At 65.8% G+C, this 18890-nt stretch carries 19 protein-coding genes and 2 pseudogenes; 8 read left to right on the top strand and 13 right to left on the bottom strand.

The annotated features are described in order from the left end of the window. Positions 1–30: 30 nt before the first annotated feature. On the bottom strand, positions 31–564 hold the full coding sequence (locus tag ACZ3YO_RS36545; RefSeq protein ID WP_465578140.1) for a hypothetical protein: 534 nt from the start codon (positions 562–564) through the stop codon (positions 31–33). A gap of 374 nt (positions 565–938) precedes the next feature. Here ACZ3YO_RS36545 and ACZ3YO_RS36540 point away from each other — a divergent pair, with 374 nt between their 5' ends. The 3 genes from ACZ3YO_RS36540 (at position 939) to ACZ3YO_RS36530 (ending at position 3991) form a co-directional block, all read left to right on the top strand. Further along, positions 939–1460 carry a hypothetical protein gene (locus tag ACZ3YO_RS36540; protein ID WP_465578138.1) on the top strand — a complete coding sequence of 174 codons (522 nt, stop codon included), beginning with the start codon at positions 939–941 and terminating at the stop codon, positions 1458–1460. Beyond that, on the top strand, positions 1457–2563 hold the full coding sequence (locus ACZ3YO_RS36535) for a phospholipase D family protein (RefSeq protein WP_465578136.1): 1107 nt from the start codon (positions 1457–1459) through the stop codon (positions 2561–2563). Before ACZ3YO_RS36540 ends, ACZ3YO_RS36535 begins: the two co-directional genes overlap by 4 nt. 957 nt (positions 2564–3520) lie before the next feature. Then, positions 3521–3991 (top strand): hypothetical protein, encoded by a 471-nt coding sequence (locus ACZ3YO_RS36530; RefSeq protein WP_465578134.1) that lies wholly within the window; start codon positions 3521–3523, stop codon positions 3989–3991. A 330-nt stretch (positions 3992–4321) separates the two neighbouring features. Here ACZ3YO_RS36530 and ACZ3YO_RS36525 read toward each other — a convergent pair whose 3' ends face one another. After that, positions 4322–4819, bottom strand: a complete 498-nt coding sequence (locus ACZ3YO_RS36525) for a hypothetical protein (RefSeq protein ID WP_465578132.1) — start codon at positions 4817–4819, stop codon at positions 4322–4324. A gap of 56 nt (positions 4820–4875) precedes the next feature. Next, positions 4876–5063, bottom strand: a pseudogene (locus ACZ3YO_RS36520) (hypothetical protein); the annotation flags it as partial. Here ACZ3YO_RS36520 and ACZ3YO_RS36515 point away from each other — a divergent pair. Further along, positions 5046–5165: pseudogene (locus ACZ3YO_RS36515) on the top strand (IS5 family transposase); the annotation flags it as partial. The pseudogenes ACZ3YO_RS36520 and ACZ3YO_RS36515 sit on opposite strands and share 18 nt — an antisense overlap. 62 nt (positions 5166–5227) lie before the next feature. Here ACZ3YO_RS36515 and ACZ3YO_RS36510 read toward each other — a convergent pair. The 4 genes from ACZ3YO_RS36510 to ACZ3YO_RS36495 all read right to left on the bottom strand — a co-directional run bounded on the left by ACZ3YO_RS36510 (position 5228) and on the right by ACZ3YO_RS36495 (position 10260). Continuing rightward, positions 5228–8425 (bottom strand): CHAT domain-containing protein, encoded by a 3198-nt coding sequence (locus ACZ3YO_RS36510; RefSeq protein WP_465578130.1) that lies wholly within the window; start codon positions 8423–8425, stop codon positions 5228–5230. Positions 8426–8678: 253 nt separating this feature from the next. Continuing rightward, entirely contained in the window at positions 8679–8936 is a 258-nt protein-coding gene (locus ACZ3YO_RS36505; RefSeq protein WP_465578128.1) for a hypothetical protein, read from the bottom strand. 182 nt (positions 8937–9118) lie between these two features. After that, complete coding sequence (locus ACZ3YO_RS36500; protein ID WP_465578126.1) at positions 9119–9331, bottom strand: hypothetical protein; 213 nt, start codon at positions 9329–9331, stop codon at positions 9119–9121. 734 nt (positions 9332–10065) lie between these two features. Next, positions 10066–10260: a hypothetical protein gene (locus ACZ3YO_RS36495; protein ID WP_465578124.1), complete on the bottom strand. Its 195-nt coding sequence runs from the start codon at positions 10258–10260 to the stop codon at positions 10066–10068. Positions 10261–11597: 1337 nt separating this feature from the next. Here ACZ3YO_RS36495 and ACZ3YO_RS36490 point away from each other — a divergent pair. Continuing rightward, positions 11598–11789, top strand: coding sequence for a helix-turn-helix transcriptional regulator (locus tag ACZ3YO_RS36490; protein WP_465552653.1), 192 nt, complete (start codon positions 11598–11600; stop codon positions 11787–11789). Between the two features lie 49 nt (positions 11790–11838). Here the strand turns inward: ACZ3YO_RS36490 and ACZ3YO_RS36485 are convergent, their stop codons facing one another. Further along, a complete protein-coding gene (locus ACZ3YO_RS36485; protein ID WP_465578122.1) occupies positions 11839–12966 on the bottom strand; it encodes a tyrosine-type recombinase/integrase in 1128 nt (375 codons plus the stop codon). 139 nt (positions 12967–13105) lie between these two features. Between ACZ3YO_RS36485 and ACZ3YO_RS36480 the strand changes: the two genes are divergently transcribed. After that, positions 13106–13180 carry a BBE domain-containing protein gene (locus ACZ3YO_RS36480; protein WP_465578200.1) on the top strand — a complete coding sequence of 25 codons (75 nt, stop codon included), beginning with the start codon at positions 13106–13108 and terminating at the stop codon, positions 13178–13180. A 295-nt stretch (positions 13181–13475) separates the two neighbouring features. On the opposite strand, the gene ACZ3YO_RS36475 is transcribed toward ACZ3YO_RS36480, so the two are convergent. Then, positions 13476–14204, bottom strand: a complete 729-nt coding sequence (locus ACZ3YO_RS36475; protein ID WP_465578120.1) for a TetR/AcrR family transcriptional regulator — start codon at positions 14202–14204, stop codon at positions 13476–13478. An 89-nt stretch (positions 14205–14293) separates the two neighbouring features. Here ACZ3YO_RS36475 and ACZ3YO_RS36470 point away from each other — a divergent pair, with 89 nt between their 5' ends. Beyond that, a complete protein-coding gene (locus tag ACZ3YO_RS36470; protein ID WP_465578118.1) occupies positions 14294–15154 on the top strand; it encodes an SDR family oxidoreductase in 861 nt (286 codons plus the stop codon). Positions 15155–15430: 276 nt separating this feature from the next. Here the strand turns inward: ACZ3YO_RS36470 and ACZ3YO_RS36465 are convergent, their stop codons facing one another. From ACZ3YO_RS36465 to ACZ3YO_RS36450, 4 genes are read right to left on the bottom strand one after another with little or no spacing between them, the layout of a single operon-like run. Continuing rightward, positions 15431–15865, bottom strand: coding sequence for a hypothetical protein (locus ACZ3YO_RS36465; RefSeq protein WP_465578116.1), 435 nt, complete (start codon positions 15863–15865; stop codon positions 15431–15433). Then, positions 15862–16245 carry a hypothetical protein gene (locus ACZ3YO_RS36460; protein ID WP_465578114.1) on the bottom strand — a complete coding sequence of 128 codons (384 nt, stop codon included), beginning with the start codon at positions 16243–16245 and terminating at the stop codon, positions 15862–15864. Before ACZ3YO_RS36460 ends, ACZ3YO_RS36465 begins: the two co-directional genes overlap by 4 nt. Next, complete coding sequence (locus ACZ3YO_RS36455) at positions 16167–16655, bottom strand: alpha-amylase family protein (protein ID WP_465578112.1); 489 nt, start codon at positions 16653–16655, stop codon at positions 16167–16169. The genes ACZ3YO_RS36460 and ACZ3YO_RS36455 overlap by 79 nt, the downstream gene beginning before the upstream one ends. Continuing rightward, the gene (locus ACZ3YO_RS36450) at positions 16652–17296 is read right to left on the bottom strand and encodes an alpha-amylase family protein (RefSeq protein WP_465578110.1); all 645 of its coding nucleotides are present in this window, start codon (positions 17294–17296) and stop codon (positions 16652–16654) included. The genes ACZ3YO_RS36455 and ACZ3YO_RS36450 overlap by 4 nt, the downstream gene beginning before the upstream one ends. Before the next feature lie 244 nt (positions 17297–17540). On the opposite strand from ACZ3YO_RS36450, the gene ACZ3YO_RS36445 reads away from it, so the two are divergent. Beyond that, positions 17541–18890, top strand: coding sequence for an MFS transporter (locus ACZ3YO_RS36445; RefSeq protein WP_465578108.1), 1350 nt, complete (start codon positions 17541–17543; stop codon positions 18888–18890).

The raw sequence follows: 18890 nt of genomic DNA, 5'->3' as shown, positions 1-18890 counted from the left end.
GCAGGCCGGTCCTGCCAGGTGCGGTGGTTGTCAGGCCGCGTCAGCTGGGTCCGAGGCTCCGCCGTGGTCATGTCCGGCTGGCGGCTCCAACTGCAGCCGCAGCGCTTCCGCTTGCTGGAGGGCCTGCGCGAGCGCACCCTTCACCGCGTCTCGGTCCGTGCCGCGGACGACGACCTCGACCGGACCTCGTAGGCCGAGCCGCGTTTCCACGGAGCTCAGCGCGGACTGGTCGGTAAACAGGTCCCGCTCGAACTCCCATGCGGGTCCGCCGCAGAGCGGCAGTTGGTATAGCAGCGCTCCGCTCAGCCGGTCGATGCCGGCCGCGACGGAGAAGACGACCTCGTGTCGAGGTATCCGCTCCCACAGCCGTCCCGTGCCCGACCAGGCGGAGGCCTCGTCGGGCATCTCCGCCCGGCGTGCCTGGAACCCGGAGCCGCGGTTGTCCACGAGCGCGTTCCACTCGGTCACGAGGGCTTGCGCGTCATCCTTCTTGACCATGGCGACCTCGAGGTCGCCGAGGCCTACGACGAATACCTTCTGGGCGCTGGTCTTGCGGGTTTTCATCGGGACGAGGGCGGAGGCCTTCTCCGCACTCTCGCGGTTCGGGGACGGCAGGACGGAGGTGTAGGTGGTGGGGCGTCGAGATCGACTTCCCCCCGGCTCTCGACGAGGTCTTCGGCGTCACCAACAACAAGCAGGCCGCGAACGTCTTCTCCAGCCTCGCCCACTTCAACTGGCGTGAGGAAGCAGCGGGACTGTCCTGGGAGGAGTACCGGGAGGAACTGCGTGACGAGGGCGATCGGCGTCTTCCGCTGATCGAGATCGTCTACCACATCCGCGAGAAGCTACTTGGCCGCCTGCGGACCGAGCTCGCTCACCAGACCGAGGGCACCCGCTCCAGCCGCAAGCGGCACGAGACCGTCGAGGTCCAGGCCGAGGTGGCGGTCCAGCGCCGGCGCACTGAGACCCGGCCGAGCCTGACCGACCAGCTCGCCGAGGAGACCCCTGAAGAGGTAAGCAAGCAGATCCAGTACGAGAGCCTGGTCCAGACGCACCACTACAGCCCGGCCGACGCCCAGCGCATCATCGAGGAGACGATGTCGCAGGGCAAGCACGTCCGCCTGCTCACCAGCCGCAACCCCGACTCGCCGGCCTTCTTCAACGTCGAGTACATCCCCGGCATGCTGCAGGTCGCCCTCAACATGGACCACCCGGTCTACAGCGACCTGATTTCCGTCCTCGACGGGGACATCGACGGCGCGAGCCGCGAGGAACTCGCGGCTCGCCTCACCGCCGCAGCCAACGCCTTCAAGCTCATCCTGATCTCCTGGGCGCGGTTCGAGGACGAGCAGCCCGAGAAGCCCCGCGAGCGCGCGAAGCGGATGCGCCAGGACTGGGGCCGCCTCGCCAGCGAGTTCCTCGGCGCCAGCGACGCCGACGACGAGGACGACGACGAGTGACGGTCGATCACGTCTGGCGCCAAATCGAGCAGCTTCTCGCCACCGCCACCGGCCGCGTCCTCCTGGTCGCCCCCTTCATCAAGAAGGAGGTCTTCCAGGCAGCACTCGACGCCGTGCCCGCGGAGGTCGAGGAGATCACCTGCATTACCCGCTGGTCCGTACCCGAGATCGCAGCTGGCGTGTCCGACCCTGAGATCGCCGAGCTGGCACAGCAGGACGGACGCACTACCGTCCGGCTCTGCCACAACCTCCACGCGAAGCTGTACGTAGCCGACGACCGGTGCCTCGTCGGGTCTGCCAATCTAACCGGCAAGGCCACCGGCCGCGTACCGGCGGCGAACGTCGAACTCCTCGTCGAGGTCAGCACGGCCCACCCGGAAGTTCAGCGCGTACTTGCCGCGCTCGACGCCACTTCGGTGCCTGGGACGGTCGAGCTGGCCGAGCAGATGTGCGAGCAGGCGGCCCTCATGCGGGACGACGAAGATAGCCCACGTGTGGTCGTGCACGGCCTGGACGAGCAGTCGGCGCGGTGGCTGCCGGAGACTCGCAACCCTGAACGGCTCTACCGGGTCTACAACGGGCGTCATCGCCACATCGGGAGTGACGTGCTGGCTGGCGTGCTCCGAGATCTAGCGCACCTCGACATCGGCCCTGGCCTCGACGAGCAGGCGTTCGGCGCGGAAGTCCTTGCCCGTCTCCGCGCCATGCCCGAACTCCACGCGCTGACGGTGGCAGGACGGATGAATCTCTCTGACGCGCAGGATGCACTGCTTGCCGCGGGCGAGCTCACGAGTGAGCAGGCGCAACGAGCAGTCGAGACGCTGGCTGGCTGGCTGGCTTCACTACTTCGACGATGTGCACTTCGTGCCGACCGGCCCCTGGGAGATACGGCAAGGAAGGGAACTCACTTAGCTCCTCACCATGGTGCGGCCGCCAGCGGGACAGGCACGTCGGCTTCAGTTTGTGCTCAGCCGTCCAGCTGCTCAGGGCCGGTGCTGTGCCTTGGGCGCGCCGCCGCAGTACGCCCAAGGGCAGGGTGTCGCGTGCCGGGAGCGTTGGAGGGGCTGTTCCCTTCATGCTGCTTCCTGGCCCGGTTGGTGTGAGTCGCATACGCAACGCCTCGGCGTCCCGGAGCGCCCGGGCGAACGCGCCGTTCACAGTGTCGCTGTCGGGTGCCGCGAATGATGACCTCCACTGGGCCGCACGGGCCGGGCCGGGCATCGACGGAGATCCGGACCGCTTGATCGGTGAAGATGCCTCCTCGAACTCCCAGATTGGCATCGTGGTGAGCGGTAGTTGGTCAGGACCGCGCCGGCCTTCTGGTCGATGGCCGCCGCGACCACGCGCGCCACTTCAGGAACCACCGGCCCAACCAGGGGCGCGGCCGGCTCGCCCCGAACGACGACTCACTGTCATCCCTTGCCACGAGCCCGGACCAAAACCCCAGCTCAGCCCCGGTGAGGGTTTTCGCGAGCACTACGACCAAGACCGGAAGGCGGCAGAAGGTGCGGTGAGCGCCAAAGTGTGCTGGCCTGGATAAGAGACCAGTTCGCTTCTCGGGGCTCCTGAAATCAAGAAGATTCCGTGTTTACAAGATGCGTGCTGAGGTGAAGTGAAATGTCGACGCAATCGGATCCGGGGGATGAGGAGTTCGTTCGCCAGATGGCTAGTGCCGTCGGGAATTCGATGCAGCAGCTAGCGGATGCTATCAATGCGTTCGTTGGGGCGCCAAGTGATCAATCGGCATTGCGAGTTCTTCAAGAATGCCCTGAACTTCAAAGTGGTGTGGCCTGTCAAATGATCAGGGGAAGTATCGAGGATGCCCGTAATCAGGGATACGCCAAAGAGGCAGACAGCATGACTAGGCGACTGGCCCTGCTGGAGAGCCATCAATAGTTAGCGCCCGAGATGGATTGAGCGCCCGCAGAATATGTTCCGGTCGATGGGTAGTGGCTCTTCGTAACTCGCGCGGCGCCAACCAAGATGCATGCTCATGCCGCCGCAGGCGACATGCGACGAGATTATCCGGTATCGCGGGAGGAATTATGGCTAGGGCGGGAGTGGATGACGCCTATATCACCTTTGGTGAAGGGCTGTCAGAAGATCAGAAAGATTCGCTCCGGGACGCATTGTCATCCATCGGCCTTCAGGCCCCTTCGCAGTCACGTCCTACGCTCCGTGACCCGATGTTGCTTGTTCTTCTTGTGGTCTTACCGGCACTTAATGCTTTTCTGGGTAGCCTAGGCGAAGATGCCTACCGAGTGCTTCGGAGTGCGCTCGAGAAGATATTCCACGCATCAAGCGCAAAGCGCCGCGAAGTGATATTTCAGGACGGATCTACAGGTGCGCAAATTGTTCTCGAGCAAGGTCTTCCCGAGGAGGCTTACGAGCAATTACGCAATCTGGATCTGTCGGGGTTGCAGTCCGGAACTCTATGGTTCTTCGATCGCGACACGGGTCGCTGGACTGCTCAAGCAAGGGGTGGCGGAACGGGTGCGAATCCTGGTGATCATGAGGTATGGAATCCCTGATCGCCAGGCCAGAAGGCCGTGCCTGCCAGATTCATCTGTCCGTGCGAACAGGATCACATCCACGGTCCGGTGAATCACTCACAGACGGATAAACGACCACCTCCGCAGGGGGTGCGGAGGATCTCAAGCGCACCCTCGCTGGGTGTTTCGCCTCTCAAAGCACCGGTTGGTGCTGCAGGCGGCTCAGCCGCCCCGCCCGCGCAGCTACTGAGGCTGTGGCGACGGAGTGACGCCAGTGCCGGACGGCAAGCCTGAATTGCGCACATTGTCAAGAGTTGTGGACGATGAGAGTCGTTGAGGCGGCGGCGCAGTTGACGGGGGCGTGTTCGGTCAGTCGTAAATCTCGAGATGCAGGATGGTGGCCCAGTCGCTGGTGACCAGCAGCAAGTCGCGCCACCATATGTAGCCCGTCGGGCCGTAGACGTCGGCGCAGGCTCGGACGGGCCCCAGATGTGCTTCGATGAGGTCGGCGACGCCATCGGCGAGTTCGCCTGCCTGCCGGATGTCAACGGGCATGCGCAAGTTGGCGTCTGGCCACTTCTTGGCGGGCTGCATGTACCCGTCGGTCACCTCTCGGCGGAGGATGTCCCGCCAGGCGTGCGGTGACTCGAACGGGTGGACCGCCGTTCCTACCTGGTGTCCGCTGGCCCCCGCGTCGTACACGGCTTGAGCGAGACCCTCCATCCAGTCATGACCGGGTGCCGTCCCAGCCACTGGGACTACATGGAGCAGCTCTATGGACGACACATGGTTGCAGTCGTCGAGCAGCTCCTCGAGCGGTTCAGCTGCGGCTTCCACCGCGTCGGGAGCGTCGAGTGGGTTCAGCACGGGCGTCTGGGTCCTCTGTGCGGTTCTGCGGTTCTGCGGTTCGGCCTCAGCTTTGCTCAGTGTGTCAGCTGAGCACGTTCATGCTGCGAGGTTTTTGGGCGTTCGACGAGCTGACCGCGTTCGAAGCGGGCCCCGGCGCGGACCAGCGGGACGAGGTGGGCGCCGGTGATCGCGCGCCAGCGGGCCAGGCGGACTCGACGAGCTTGAACACCATCGCGAGGGCGGCGGCCGGACTGCCGACGCCGGCAACAAGGTGGTGGGAAGAAAGCAGACCATCGTCACCGACATCCTCGGCCTCCTGCTGGCGGTGCTGGTCAGGGCCGGCGTCCAGGGCGGCACCGCCGGACAGCACAACTGCTGACCTGCGGTCGCCGCCGATTACCCCACCGTGGGTCGTCGAGCGCAGTATCAGCCAGCCGGCTGCCGCTGGGGTTCCGTGGTGAGAATTGCCAGCCCGGCCCAGTATCCGGGGGTCCAGCCAAGCTCTACGTCGGATCCCTCGCGCTGGGCGTTGCGCCACGCCTCTGCGATGTATGTCCGTTGGGCATTGCGCAGGGCATGGACGGGTGGCAGGCCGGCCGCCAACTGCTGGTAGTAGGTGGCGAGAATGATTCCAGTGGCCTTGTCGGGGACTGGATAGAGTGCGGTCGCCAGCGAGGCTGCGCCGCGGGTAAGGGCTACGGTGGACAATCCGATGGGCTCCTCGCCCGGACCGGATGACACTCGCATTGACCAGCAGGCCCCGAGCACAAGGTAAGGAGGAAGGCGAAGACCGAGCAGCCGCGCGGCGGACAGCTTGTATGGCGGATCGCGCCGGAGCTCCAGACCGTGCGCCAGTCCGAGCTCGGAATCTCCGTGTACGGACAGAACTCCGAGCTGATAGCGGTCGCCCGTGCGCAACTTAGCCACCAGTCGTTCAGGGTCGATCTCCTCCTCCAATCGGTCCGCATAGTCGTGCACGAGCTGGGCGCGTTCGGCTGTCACGGATACTCCAGCCATGTAGGCCAGAGCTCGCGCATTCCTACTATCTTCCGGTTGCTTGTCGAGCGGCAGGGTGTCAGGTAGCATCCGCAACGCAGGCAGCAAAGTGAGAGCGGCGAGGTCCAGCAGATAACTCCCGCCAACATCGAGTGCAGCGAACGGTACCCCCCATAGCTCGCCACTAGGCACGATCAGCAAGGTCGGCGAATCTTCTTCCCTGTTCGAGCGGGGATCGCTTAATCGTCTCCGCAACTCGGCCGGCAGCAGCTGGTCGCCCAGTTCGCGGCGCCAGCGGTGCTCGGTGTCATCCAGAAGGTTCCAGCCAGCGAAGTACGCGTCGTTCGCGTTGGTCAGGTCGGTCAGCCACCCGACCTGCTCCGTGGTCAGTATGTTCTCCTCGATGACTGGCACCTCGGAGGGATCGGGAGGCACCCACACTGAGTACAGCAATCGGCTGCCTGGCACTTGGTCGTGTGGGAACAGCCTCAGCAGCAGGGCGTGGACGTCCCCGTGTAGACGTGCACGTAGATGGTCGACGGCGACCGGCTCGACCGCGAAAGCCTGTTGGAATGCGCTGCCAACCAGCGTGGCCAATTCCTTGTGTAGCTGAGCGATCCGCTCGTCGAGCTCGTCGTGTGTCCTTCTTCTCGCGTCCTGCAGCCCTTGGTCAATGGTCCGCTGGTCCGGGATAGGCTGCAGATCGAGCAATGTCGATTTGCTGGCGTGTGCCTCTTCCAGTTGGGTCAGGAGAGCCTGGACCGGTTCTGGCAACTCACGGTGAGTGTCGTGGGAATGCAGAAGTTCCGATAGCGCCTCACCCCTGCCGATTTCTGCCAGCTCCAGCGCTGCCCATCCGTCGTGCAAGTCAGCTGCTAGCGATAGACCTATCTGGTCCCAGTCTGCAGATTCGGCGAGGATACGGACTCGGTCGGCCGCACTGGCTACGCACTGCCGCACTCCTTCCCGTGCACGTACCGCTGCCAGGATGTGATCTAGTGCTGCTGGCCAATCCTCCCGAGATCCAGCCACTAGCACATTTGACAGCAGCACGTGTGCCTTTGCTGCGCCTTTCTCATCCCTCGCCCGTTCGGCTAGATCGAGCGCCTTCTGAGCGTTCTCGCGTGCTCCAGACAAATCATTACCCAAGCGTGCGAGGTCACCCAGCATCAGGTGCGCCTTTCCCTGCTCAGGTACATCGCCAGCCTTCTCAGCCAATACCAGAGCGTCTTGAAGGTGGCGCTGGGCCTCGGGAACGTTGTTCCTCGCGTAGTACAGCTCGGCAAGTATGTGGTGGGCGTTCCCCTGTCCTACTCGGTGCTCGATAGCTTCGGCCAGCTGCAATGCCTGTACCGCATGCTCCTGCGCTGCCGCGAGATCTCCCCGGACGCGGGCTTCTTCGCCCAGTACCGCATGATCGTGGCATTGTTCAAAGACGTCTTCGGCAGCTTCGGCTAGCTTCAACGCCAGCTGCACATGTTCTCGGCCCTGAGCGAGGTTCGCCGGCTCGCGCCCAGCCAGCTCACCCAGCATGGCGTGAGCACGGCTTTGCGCGAGCACATCGCCAGCGGCTTCAGCGAGAGCCAACGCCTGCTCTGCATGATGCCGCGCCCGGGCGAGATCGCCCCACTCATGCCATGCCAGCTGCGCCAGCAGGTCGTGTGCGCTGGTTTGTGCGGCACGACTGCCACTGGCCTCGGCCAGCTCCAGCGCCAGATCGGCAAGGCGTTGTCCCTCCGCAAGATCTCCCCGGTCCCGCGCCAGACCCCCCGCGACGCGATGCGCGTAGCTCAGGAAGCTGTGTAACTCCTCAGGCTCTAGCTCCTCGGTGGCCGCCTCGGCCAGGCTCAACGCCCGTGTGGCAAGCCGTTGCCCCTCGGATGGGTCGCCCCGATCCCGTGCCAACTGGGCCGCGAAGAGGTACGAATCTCCTTGCCCGAGCACGTCGTTCGCAAGCTCAGTCCGATCAATCGACCGCCGCGCATGCTGCTGGGCTTGGTGGAGATCGCCGCGCCGTCGCGCAAGGTCAGCAAGCAGCAATTCCGCCGCGCCCTGGGCTATCGGGTTCTTTGCCAAAGTCTGTGCCTGCTCCGCGTGCTCCTTTGCCTCCGCCATGTGTCCCTGGTCAGCGGCGAGCGTTCCCATGAACCAGTGCGCACCACTTTGCTGATCTACGTCCTCGAGCAGGGGAAGCGCGTTCCCCCAGTGCTGCTGTGCCTGCGCCAGGTCGCCCCGGGCCCTGGCGAGGTTAGCCAGCAATATTTCCGCTTGCGTCTGCGCTTGGGGCTCCCCAGCGGCCTCGGCGAAGTGACGCATCCGGTCCACGTGGAGTCGGGCCTGCTCATAGTCCCCTAGCTGCATGGCCAACCCACCCACTAGCATGTGGGTTTGGCTCCGGAGCACGAGATCAGGTTCCGTCTCCTGGTCGAGCAATGCAAGAGCGGAAGTTGCGGCTTGCATCCCGATGTCAAGGCTGCGAGCGGCAACTGTCAGCTCAATCGAGAACTCGACCAGCGCCCGCGCCCGCTCTATAAGCGACCCAGAGCTTTCGCTGAGTAGCCGCTCCAGCCGGGCTCTATCGGCTGTGAGTTCGATATCCACGCCTTCTGCAAACCCTGAATTCGCCATTTCATCGCTCCATGCAAGCCTTTGGCCTATCGCGCCCCGTGGGCGCATCAGGCCGAAGCGATCGACCAGTGCTGCCGCAGTGATCTTCTCTTGGGCATCACCGCTGACTGTGGGAGGTCGGATTATCCTCCTCAATAGCAACTCGCGAAACGAAACGCTCGTATGTGCTCCGTCGGTTGCCTACGAGCCTCGGCGCTGGCCTCACTACCGGAACTTTGTCAGTTGATGAACCTGCAGGTGAGCAGTGGTGGCTCTAACGCGATCCCATAAATGTCAGCGTGTCGCCGGCAAGTACATCACGTAGAGATATCCCGACCACGCGAGGGAGCGAGTTTTTGGCATTCTGGACTGGATCTTCGGCCCACTTTACAAGATCTTGCTGCACTGCTGGATATCGATCGACCAATACTTTGATGATAGTCTGCACCGTCCAGGTGTCCATCTCGCGGTCGGCGAGAACTAATATCTTGCATAGCTCGTCAGTTGACAGGGATGCGTAGTCGTCGCCCACTGAAATCACCTATAAGCTAGAGAAGTGTTTCTTGCGCTTCCTTTAGAGTCGCTTCTTTCCGTCAACCCATAACCATCGTAGAGGTCGCAATGAGCAGTTCGGTGATGCAGCAGGAGGCGTTGCGCATCCTCTGGCGCGGGCGTGCATGCACATAGCCGCAGCCCTAATCGAAGCGAGGCCCATTAATCCCGCGGCAGATAATTCGGAAGGTCGGTAGGTTGCACCCATTCAACGGGAGGCTCTAGTTGACTGGCCTGCACCCAGGATTCTCGTCCGATCTCATCGACCACAAGAACTTCCTGGCCACTGTGGCTGTCCTTGGCCTTCAGTATGGTTACTGTGCGGCGCATTGTGCCGTCCACCAGCGTTGCTTTCGCATTGGGGCGCAGCTTCACTTTGGCAACTTCCCTTCGCGAGCTGATAACGAGAGGCGCCAATCTTCGAATATGCAAGGGGAGGGCTTCGCGTCGTCCGCGCATGACTCTAGCCTCACGCTCTTGCTTATGAGGTACAGAATTCCCCACGGCGAGGAGTGACGAGAGCGCGTTCCTCGATTCCTAGGTTACGCGCATGGGTAGAGCTTCGCACCTGCATACCCGTCAGCCAATATCGCTACACAGTGCAGCTTTACTTCCGAAGCGTAACGAAAGCGCGATGCCTTGCGCGAAGGGGCCTTGATCCGGATGTTGGACACGGGCTATGCGGCGTCGGTCAGCGAAGTTGATGTCGTGTTGAGCCTTCTCTCGTAGGCGACGGGGCTGCGGTGTCCGAGCCGGGAGCGGCGTCGGACGGTGTTGTAGCGGTGTGCCCAACGTCCCCGCGAGCAGCCGATATGTCGGTCACCACCCCGATCGCCGTCAATCCGGGTGGCATGGCCTGCGGCGCCAACCCCGGTTCGGCCGTCAGCCCCGATTACCGGGCGCCGTTCCGCTTCACCGGCACCCTCCACAGCGTCACCGTCTACCTGTCCGGCGGATCGTCGACGCCGAGAGCGCTGTCTATCCTTACAGACCCTCGCGCTGGTGGCCGCCCCTGCCGGGGCGACCAACAGCGGGCCGGTCAACGCCGGACCGGAGACCGTTGCGCAGGTGTTCCGCCTCCTGGCCTGGCGGGGTACCAGCTGTCTGCGTCAGGCCTGGGTGAAGAGGTCGTGGATCCAGTTGGCGAGGGCTTCGGCGTCGTGGTTGATGGTGGCGAAGTGGACGCCCAGTGTCTTCTGCGGCTCGGTGTCCGGCACGGTCACGGCGTCCTCGGTGTCCTCGCCGTACCGCTTGTACTCGACCTCGATCCCGTGCTTCTTGTTGGTGACGTTGAGCTCGTTCACGAGGTCGTCGGTGCCCTTGAACGGGAACGGCAGCGAGGCTTTGACACGCTGGTCGTTGTCAGCCTGGCGATGCGTACCGGGACCGTGATCTCCACGTCCGGGTTCATGGCATCGAGCTGCCGGTCGAATTTGATCTGGTGCGGGTTGGGCAGGTTGGGGTAAGTGCCCCGGAACTGGTCGTTGCCCTTGATGCTGCCCCAGGAGTTGTCCGCGCTCAGCTCGGCCCGGGAGCGGTCCCGGACGTGCGGCCAGATCAGCAGCGCCTCGTCGGAGAGGACCCGGGCAGGGTCGATCTCTGGGTCTCCGCCGACCGCGCCGGCCAGAACAGCGGCGTGAACGCGAAGCCCTCGCCCACGTCCTGGGCGAGCTCACCGAGCCATGCTTCAACTGCATGTTGTGCTCCTGAGTGCCAGTGTGCTCAATGGAGCCTCTGGCTGGCTTCATGTGGCACTTGATAGTCGCTCTGAGCACATTCCTTCGGTCCCTAAAGAGGTCCCTCCTGTAGATCGCCTGGCAGGTCAGCGCCCGCTACGCTGGGGACAGGCGAGGGACCACACGCGGCGAACCGCTGTTCGCGGACTGCTTTCCATCGCACGGACGCCGCGCTCCGTCCAGCGCCTGACGTGCAGAAAGGTGAATGGTCGCGCGACTGGGGGTCAAGGGGTCGCAGGGTCAGATTCCTTCGGGCCGACTTGCCCTTCGCAAGCCGTAGGCCGACTCCGCAGTGATACGGAAACGGCGGTTTGATGTTCCGTTGGCTGCTGGTCGCAGCGTGGTCGCCGAGCCATGTCGGCCACGGTGTGGTCAGGGTTCATGGGGCCAGGGCGTTGAGCGCGGCCAGGCCGGTTGGCCGCCGAGGATGGTTTGGTCCACGTACATGCCGGTGGCGGCCCATCGGGTGCGGTTGCGGTGGCGGAGCGGAGGGGATGCTCTGCTTCTGCCGCATCGCGCGGCTGCAATTCAGCTCGACACGGCCGGAGCTGCTTTTGGTGGGCGGCAATCAGCTCTGGTTTTCTGGCCGCTCTGCTCCGGCGCTGGCTGTCGTGGACGCGATCGGCTCGATGGGATGCGGGGCTGCTTCGAGTTGAATCCACACATCAGTCACTTGATCCTTCACGTGGCTACCCGGCTTGAGCGGCGCTACCGCACCTCGCGGGGTGATTCAGCATCCTGCGCCGGCGCGCTCCCGTCGTGGAGGGGCTCCCGTGCTGCTGCGACGGATCTGCTGGAAGCGATCTCCTGGCGTCCTTTACCACGCGGTGACGGTGCGACCAAAGCGACTCTCTTCATCGATATTCATGTTCCGCGAACCTCGGTTTGGTCATGTAGGAGGAGCCGTGCCGGAGCAGTTCATGAGTGCCAAAGAGACCGCGATGTATCTGAACATGTCCCTCGCCTGGGTCTACCGCGATGCTCCGCGCCTTGGGCTTGTGCCCTACAAGTTCGGGTGTGGCAGGAACGCAAAGTTGCAGTTCAAGGTGTCGGAGGTCCAGGCCTGGGTGAAGCAACAGAGGCTGCGGGCGGCGTAGATGTCTCGGGTGCGGGGGCCAGCCCAAACGGGGCTGGACCCCCGCGTGTTCAGGCGGCCAGCCCGAGGTCGAGGGCCTCTGCAGCGCGGCTGATGGAGCCGGGCATGAGGTGGCGGTAATACTTGAATGTGATCTTGACGTCGCGGTGGCCCATCCACTCCGCGACGTCGGTGATGGGTATGCCGTTGCTGAGGCAGTTCGATGCGAAGAAGTGGCGCAGGCCGTAGAGGACCATGCCCTCGGGGATGTCGACCTCCCCGGAGGCCTTCAGCCTCCGCCACTGCCCGCTGATGATGTGATGCGGCATGGCGAGCATGATGTCCTTGGGATTGCGCAGCAGGTAGCCGTCCACAGTGCCGTAAGTGTCTGCGTACCACTCGATGGCGTGCTTGGTACGCGCCGGCAGCGGCACGTCGCGGTACTCACCTGCCTTGCGGTGCTTCAGGCGTGCGTAGCTCTTGGTGGCCTGGTTGACCTGCTCGCCCACGCGGTAGATGTCGTCGGCGACGATGTTGTTGACGTTGACGGCGTATGCCTCGCCGTTCCGCAGACCGCAACCGCTCATGAGTTCCGCGACCAGGCGGAAGACGTCGTCGCCGGCAGTCCGGATCTCGTGCAGCTGGGGGAGGGAAGGAATCACCGCGCGCTCCGCGTCGTACTGAGGGGGCTGTACTCCCTCCAGTGGGCTGTCCTCGTAGAGGCCGAGCCGGTGTGCGTCCAGCAGGATCGTCTTCAGCCGGATGAACGCGTTGGTCTGAGCGGCCAGGCCGACGCCGTTCCGTTCCATGTCCGTGATGAACGCTTCCACGACCTTGTGGTCGAAGGTGGCCATGCGGCGGCTGCCGAAGGCCGGCAGGAGGTGGTTCCTGAGGATGGAGTCGGTGTTCCGCAGCGAGGTCGGGCTCTGGTGGCGCTGGCTCTTCAGCCACTCGGCGGTGTAGGCCGAGAACTGCATGCCGCCGTACTTCCTGATGCGCTCCGCCTTGTGCAGGCTCATCGGGGAGGTCTTGCGGGCGTGGTAGACCTCGGCGAGCCGGGCCTTCGCCAGATCCTGGTTGGCGAAGCCCGACTCCTCGGTCTGCTGCCCCGACGCGTTGCGGTACCTGATCTTGTATTCGTGCGGGCATTTGCTCCACCGGGATTCCGGATGCTCGCACTCCTTGAAGAACCTGGCCATCCCGCGGATGAGACTTGTGCTTGCCATGATGGCTGACCCCCGGAGTCTTGCTGACCTTTTGCTGACTCCGGATGGTGGATCATGTCCCTGAGCTGGGGAGAAACGTCGACCTCGTGATAACAAGCAGAACTACAGCCGACTGCAGAGGGCGAAGAAGACCTGGGACGAGAAGAACGTGTTCCACCACGCCCAGTCGATCACCCTGCCGTCCTGACCGCACATGCAGAGCCATGTCGACCATCCGGAAAGCAGATATCGGGGCGAATGGTGTGAGTAAAGGGGCTGGCGCAGGATGCTACCCCGAGCGCGGCGGGCTCGGCCGTACCTCCTCACAGCGCCGGTTTCCCGAGGACCTTCTACGAGACGGCGGACTCCGTCAGCGGCGCGTTATGGGCAAGGGAAGCCGGCTGGAGCCGTGTGGTCGCCCGCTGTCTCATCTTGTGGAGGCTGCTTCATCGCACGACCTCTCCTCGTGAGGTTCAACCTGCACGAGGGCGCTTGACGTGCGATCAGGCACGCGGAGCGCCACCGTCCGCCGCCAGGCGCGTGAGCCACTCACGCAGCAGGCGCTGCTCCGCGTCGCTGAGGACGTCGGAGTCGGCGGGGAGGGCGGCGCGCAGCGCGCGGGCCGCCGCGGCGGCGCCGGTCTCCTCGGCGGGGAGTGTTGGTTCGGTGCGGGTGATGGCGGAGACCATGGCCTCGCGGAGGGCGGTCAGCAGTGCCGGATTACGGCGTTCTGCCGGGGTGGAGTGCCAGGTGGTGACCGCGCCCCGGCCGGTGGCCTGGATGATCTGGGCGGCCAGTTCCTCGTCGACCCGCAGCCACCCCCCGGCTGCCAGACGGCGCACCCGGCCGTGGAGGATCTCCAGGCCCGCGCGGTGCGCCATGTCCGCGCCCCGGCTGGTGGCCCGGTTCATCACCGCGAACAGCTCGGGGCGGGAGACCCCGAACTCGACCACCACGTCCCAGCCGCGACGCAGCTCCTCCACCGGGTCCTGCGGGGCGGGGTCGAGCTGTGCGCGCTTTCTCTCCAGGAACTGCGCGTAGCCCTGCTCGGCGACGGCCTCAAGGAGCCCCTCCTTGTCGCCGAAGAGGCGGTAGATCGCCGGCGGCTGCATTCCGGCCGCGGCGGCGACCGCGCGGGTGCTCACCGCGTCAGGGCCGCCGTTCTCCAGCAGTTCGACGGCTGCCTCGAGGATGCGGCGCCGAGGGTTGTCGGTTGAGTCGCGTGTAGCCATGAACCGATGATACCGAGGATCTGTTTCCATCGGAATTTCCAGTGTTACTGTTGGAGTGATTCCACTGGAAGCATCGTCGGGAGAAGCCAATGATCATCGTTACCGGAGCCACCGGAAAGCTCGGCCGCCGCACCGTCGAGCGCCTCCTGGAGCGCGTCCCCGCCGACCGCGTCGGCGTCAGCGTCCGCGACCCCGGCAAGGCCCAGGACCTCGCCGACCGCGGCGTCCGTGTCCGACAGGGCAGCTTCGACGACTCCGACTCGCTCATGCACGCCTTCGAAGGGGCCGAGCAGCTGCTCCTCGTCTCCCTCGACCGCACGGGCGAGGAGTGCGTCAGCGGCCACCGTGCCGCCATCGACGCCGCCGTGAAGGCCAACGTCGGCCGCATCCTCTACACCAGCCAGATGGGCGCTGCCCACGACTCCCGCTTCCAGGCCTGCCGGGACCACGCCAGGACCGAGGACCTGCTGCGCGCCACCGGCCTGCCCTGGACCGCGCTGCGCAACGGCTTCTACGCGGCCAGCGCCCTGCAGTTCCTGGAGTCCGCCCGCCACACCGGCGATATCGCCCTTCCCGCCGACGGCCCTGTCGCCTGGACCGGCCACGACGACCTCGCCGAGGCCACCGCGGCGATCATCCTCGACGAGGGCCGCTTCGACGGGCCCACCCCGCCGCTCACCGGCCCGGCTGCGCTCGACTTCGACACCGTCGCCGAGATCGCTTCGCAGACCACCGGACGGCCCTTCACCCGCACCGTCGTCCCCGACGACGCCTTCCGCGAGCAGGTCCTGGCGCACGGCGCCCCGGCCCCGGTCGCCGACCTGATACTGAGCATCTTCGACGCGGCGCGGGATGGCGAGTTCACCACGCTCGACTCGACGTTGGCCGAGCTGATCGGGCGGGAGCCCACCACCTTCCGCACCCAGTTGGAGCGTGCCTGGGCCGAATAGTGACTCTGATGATCCGTCTGCATTCGAATCCAGGATCGGGGCGACCTGCCGAGCAGTAGGGTCCTGTGACGAAGGGTTATGGTCGTCATGACTGTGCGGATCATCAGGGGCCCGGGAGGCGAAACCTCCCTGCCGGCGGGTACAGGTACCAGCAGTGGTCCTCGGGTACGGGGACGGCGGGGAAGGCGGCACCGCACGAGGCAGGCGGTGCCGCCTTCGTCATCCGGCCGCACCGGTGGACATCCGGTGCCGTGGCCGCGGCACGAGCCGGAAGGCTCAGTAGGAGTCGGTGAGCGAGAAGATGTGCAGTGCGGTGTTGTCAGGCAGCGTGATGGACCCCAGGGTCTTGCCGGCCGGCACCGCGACGGAGGCGTAGGAGACCAGGTACTTGGTCCCGAACTGGTCGGGACCGAGCGGGGAGTTGCGGTGGGTGGTGGTGATGGCGGTGCTGTCACCGAAGGCGGTCGGGTGGGCGGTGAGCCAGTTCGGGAAGCCGAGGGTCGCCTGGCTGCTGGTGCCGTCGGTGTAGTTCAGGGTCAGCGTGCCGGAGACGTCGCCGCCGCTGGAGGCGCCGAGGAAGCCGAGCTTCTTCCCGCTGGTCGGGTACTCGATGGTCTGGCCGCGCGCCACGATGCTGTCGAAGGTGCCGGATCCGCCGCCCGGCCAGGTGAAGTTCTGTCCGCCCGCCGGCACCGTGGAGCCCCGCGTCACACCGGCGGCCGCCAGTGCGTCGGAGGAGAAGCTGTCACCGGCCGGTCGAACGAGCCCGCGGTGGCGGCGTCGTCGTCGCTGATCGCGGTGGAGTTGAGTGCCGTCCTCCAGCCGGAGTAGGTGGCCGTGGCGTCCGGGTGCAGCCGGTAGAGGACCACGCTGGTCGCGGGGACGGTGGCCGAGATGGTGCCGGTGCTCGGGGTGACGGCCTTGGTCCACAGGTCCTTGAGCGTGAAGCTCGACGCCGAGGTGCCCACGTCGTCACCGGTGGTGCTGATGGTCTGCGGGGTGGCCGACTTGTTCAGCAGCGCGACCGCGATGTCGCCGCCCGCGAGCGGCTTGGCATAGACCGCGGTGGTGGCGTCCTCGGCGACGGGCACGGCCTGGACTCCGGGCGGTCCTGGTCGATCGCGATGACGTCGGTGTTGCCGGCGTCGGCGACGACCTGCGGGGTGAACGCGGCGGCGCCGGGCATCTTGATGTTCAGCGGCGCGGAGTACATCGCCCACATGCTCAGCTGGCCCTGCTGCTGGGGCACCGTCATCGAGCTCTGGCCGATGGCGAGCTGGTCCACGTCGTTGTAGTGGCCGGCGCGGGCGAACTGCGCGGTGTTGTCGGCCTGTTCGAGGCTGGTGAGCATGGCGGACCAGCTGTTGCCGCCGATGTCGGCGGCCATCCGCCACTCCTGGGAGGACAGTGCCACGCCGGCCATGACCTTCCGGAACACCGCGCTGTCGGTGCTGGCGTTGTCCCAGTTGAAGTACGCGGGGGCCGAGCAGTTGAGGGTCATGTGCGTGCCGTGGGCGGCGTTGGCCGCGGCGATGGCCCGGGCAGCCTGCTTGTACGCGTCGATGCCATGTCCGCGTCGGCGTCCGTGGTGAGCAGGAGCCCGGAGGTGGACGTCCGGTGGTGCGGGTGGCAGTAGTCCATCTTGATGTAGTCGACGCCCATGCTCGCGAAGTAGTCCGCGTCCTGGGCGAAGTGGCCGAAGCTGCCGGACCCGCCGTCGCAGGTGAGGTCGCCGCCGTCCTCGTAGATGCCGAACTTCAGGCCCTTGCTGTGGACGTAGTCGATGGTCGCCTTGATGCCCTGCGGGTACTTGCTGGGCGGGCTGATGAGGTTGCCGGCCGCGTCGCGGCCGCCCTGGCCCGCGGGAACGACCTGGGTGCCGTCCCAGTCCTGGCCGTTGGCCTTGATCATCCAGTCGTCGTCGACGGCGATGATGTTCCAGCCCTTGGCGGCGAGTCCGTTGGCCACGACCGCGTCGGTGTCGGCGCGGACCAGCGCGTCGTTGGTCTGCCGCCAGCTGCCGGGGCGGATGATCATCGTCGGGGTGGCCTGGAGGGTGTGGTCGGCGATGTTGCCCGGCAGCGACTCGGCTGCGGCGGGGCGCGCGGACGGGCTCGCCGCGCGGTCAGGGGGTGAGGGCATCACCGGTCGGGTTCTGCCAGTTCCGCGCCGGCGCGGCGCAGCCGCGGCGCGACGGGCATCCTCGTCGGGGGCGCGGTGCTCCCTTCGCCGTCGCCGCTTCGGCTGCCTGTGCCGTGGGCACACTCGGGAGTCCAGCGGCTGTGCCCGGAGCACGGTTCCGGCTGTGGTGCCCTGTTTATGGTGCCTCGCATTCACACCGCGTCCGACGGTGTGCCTGTCGGTACCAGTGCCAGGAGGGCAGCCGATGAGCGCAGTCTCAGTACAGTCCGGAGTCACCGGAGTCCCGGATGGGGACGCCGGCGCCCAGCCCGTGGGCGCCTACTTCGAACGCATGCCGTTCGGGCGGGCCCACGTGATGATCGCCCTCGCCCTGTTCATGGCCTTCGTCATCGAATCGTGGGAACAGCTCGCACTGGTCTACGTCTCGTCCGACCTGGGCGACGCCTTCCAGATCGACGCCGGCCGGATCGGCTGGCTGCTGTCGGCCGTGGCCCTCGGCATGATTCCCGGCTCCCTGGTCTGGGGGCCGGTCGCCGACCGGATCGGGCGGCGGGCCGTGTGCCTGTGGAGCCTCGGCTCGTACGGCCTGGTGGCCCTGGCGAGCGCGTTCTCGCCGAACTTCGCCACGCTGATGGCCGGCCGGGTGCTCTCCGGGATCGCGCTGGCCGGGATCTACACGATCACCTTCCCCTACTTCATGGAGCTGCTGCCGGCCCGGGTGCGTGGGCGGGCGGCTGTGTACCTGTCGATCGGGTGGCCGATCGGGGTGCTCGCCGCCGTGGGGGTCACCCAGGCGCTGTCGGGGACCGGCTGGCACGTGGTGGCCGTCGCCAGCGCGCTGGCGGGCCTGTGGGTGTTCGCGATCCGGGCCTGGGTGCCCGAGTCGCCGTACTGGCTGGCGGGCCGGGGCCGGCACGCCGAAGCCCGGGAGGTCCTGCTCGGCCTCGGGGCCGAGGTCCCGGAGGGCACCGTGTTCGCCGTCGTAGAGCCCGAGCGGGCCGGCAACCCCCTGGCGCTGCTGCGGGGTCGGCTGCTGCGGATCACCATCCTCATGCTGGTCGTGAACTTCGCCTTCAACTGGGGTTACTGGGGTCTGCAGACCTGGCTGCCCACGCTGCTGCAGGAGAAGGGGCTGAGCATGTCCAGCAGCCTCGGCTTCGTGGCACTGAGCGCGCTGTTCATGATCCCGGGCTACGTCTCGGCGTCGTACCTGACCGGTCGCTTCGGCCGCAAGAAGGTCTTCCTGCCGTACGTGGCGGCCTCCGCGGTCAGCGGGGTGCTGTTCGCCTACTCCAGCACGCTGGCCGAGCTGTACGTCGCCAACTTCGCCCTGTCGTTCTTCAGCCTCGGGGCGTGGGGCGTCTGGAACACCTGGAACGGCGAGTTCTACCCGACCGCGCTGCGTGGCACCGGCTACTCCTGGGCGACCGCGGCCCAGCTGATCTCCACCTCGGTCGCACCGTCGGTGGTCGGCTACCTGCTGGCCCGGGCGACCGGGTTCTCGTCCACGGTGCTGTTCATCACCGCGTTCCTGGTCGTGGCACTGGTCGTGGCCGTGCCGCTGCCGGAGACCGAGGGCCGGGATCTGGAGTGA

This window comes from Kitasatospora sp. NPDC022785 (assembly GCF_055561295.1).
The sequence above is the reverse complement of the archived record's forward strand: the minus strand, read 5'-3'. Positions and strand labels throughout refer to the sequence as shown.

Coding starts and splice junctions, on each gene's coding strand:
- ACZ3YO_RS36545 (WP_465578140.1), bottom strand. CDS start 564: ATGAAAACCCGCAAGACCAGCGCCCAGAAGGTATTCGTCGTAGGCCTC.
- ACZ3YO_RS36510 (WP_465578130.1), bottom strand. CDS start 8,425: ATGGCGAATTCAGGGTTTGCAGAAGGCGTGGATATCGAACTCACAGCC.
- ACZ3YO_RS36485 (WP_465578122.1), bottom strand. CDS start 12,966: ATGGCCAGGTTCTTCAAGGAGTGCGAGCATCCGGAATCCCGGTGGAGC.
- ACZ3YO_RS36475 (WP_465578120.1), bottom strand. CDS start 14,204: ATGGCTACACGCGACTCAACCGACAACCCTCGGCGCCGCATCCTCGAG.
- ACZ3YO_RS36470 (WP_465578118.1), top strand. CDS start 14,294: ATGATCATCGTTACCGGAGCCACCGGAAAGCTCGGCCGCCGCACCGTC.
- ACZ3YO_RS36455 (WP_465578112.1), bottom strand. CDS start 16,655: ATGACCCTCAACTGCTCGGCCCCCGCGTACTTCAACTGGGACAACGCC.
- ACZ3YO_RS36450 (WP_465578110.1), bottom strand. CDS start 17,296: ATGCCCTCACCCCCTGACCGCGCGGCGAGCCCGTCCGCGCGCCCCGCC.
- ACZ3YO_RS36445 (WP_465578108.1), top strand. CDS start 17,541: ATGAGCGCAGTCTCAGTACAGTCCGGAGTCACCGGAGTCCCGGATGGG.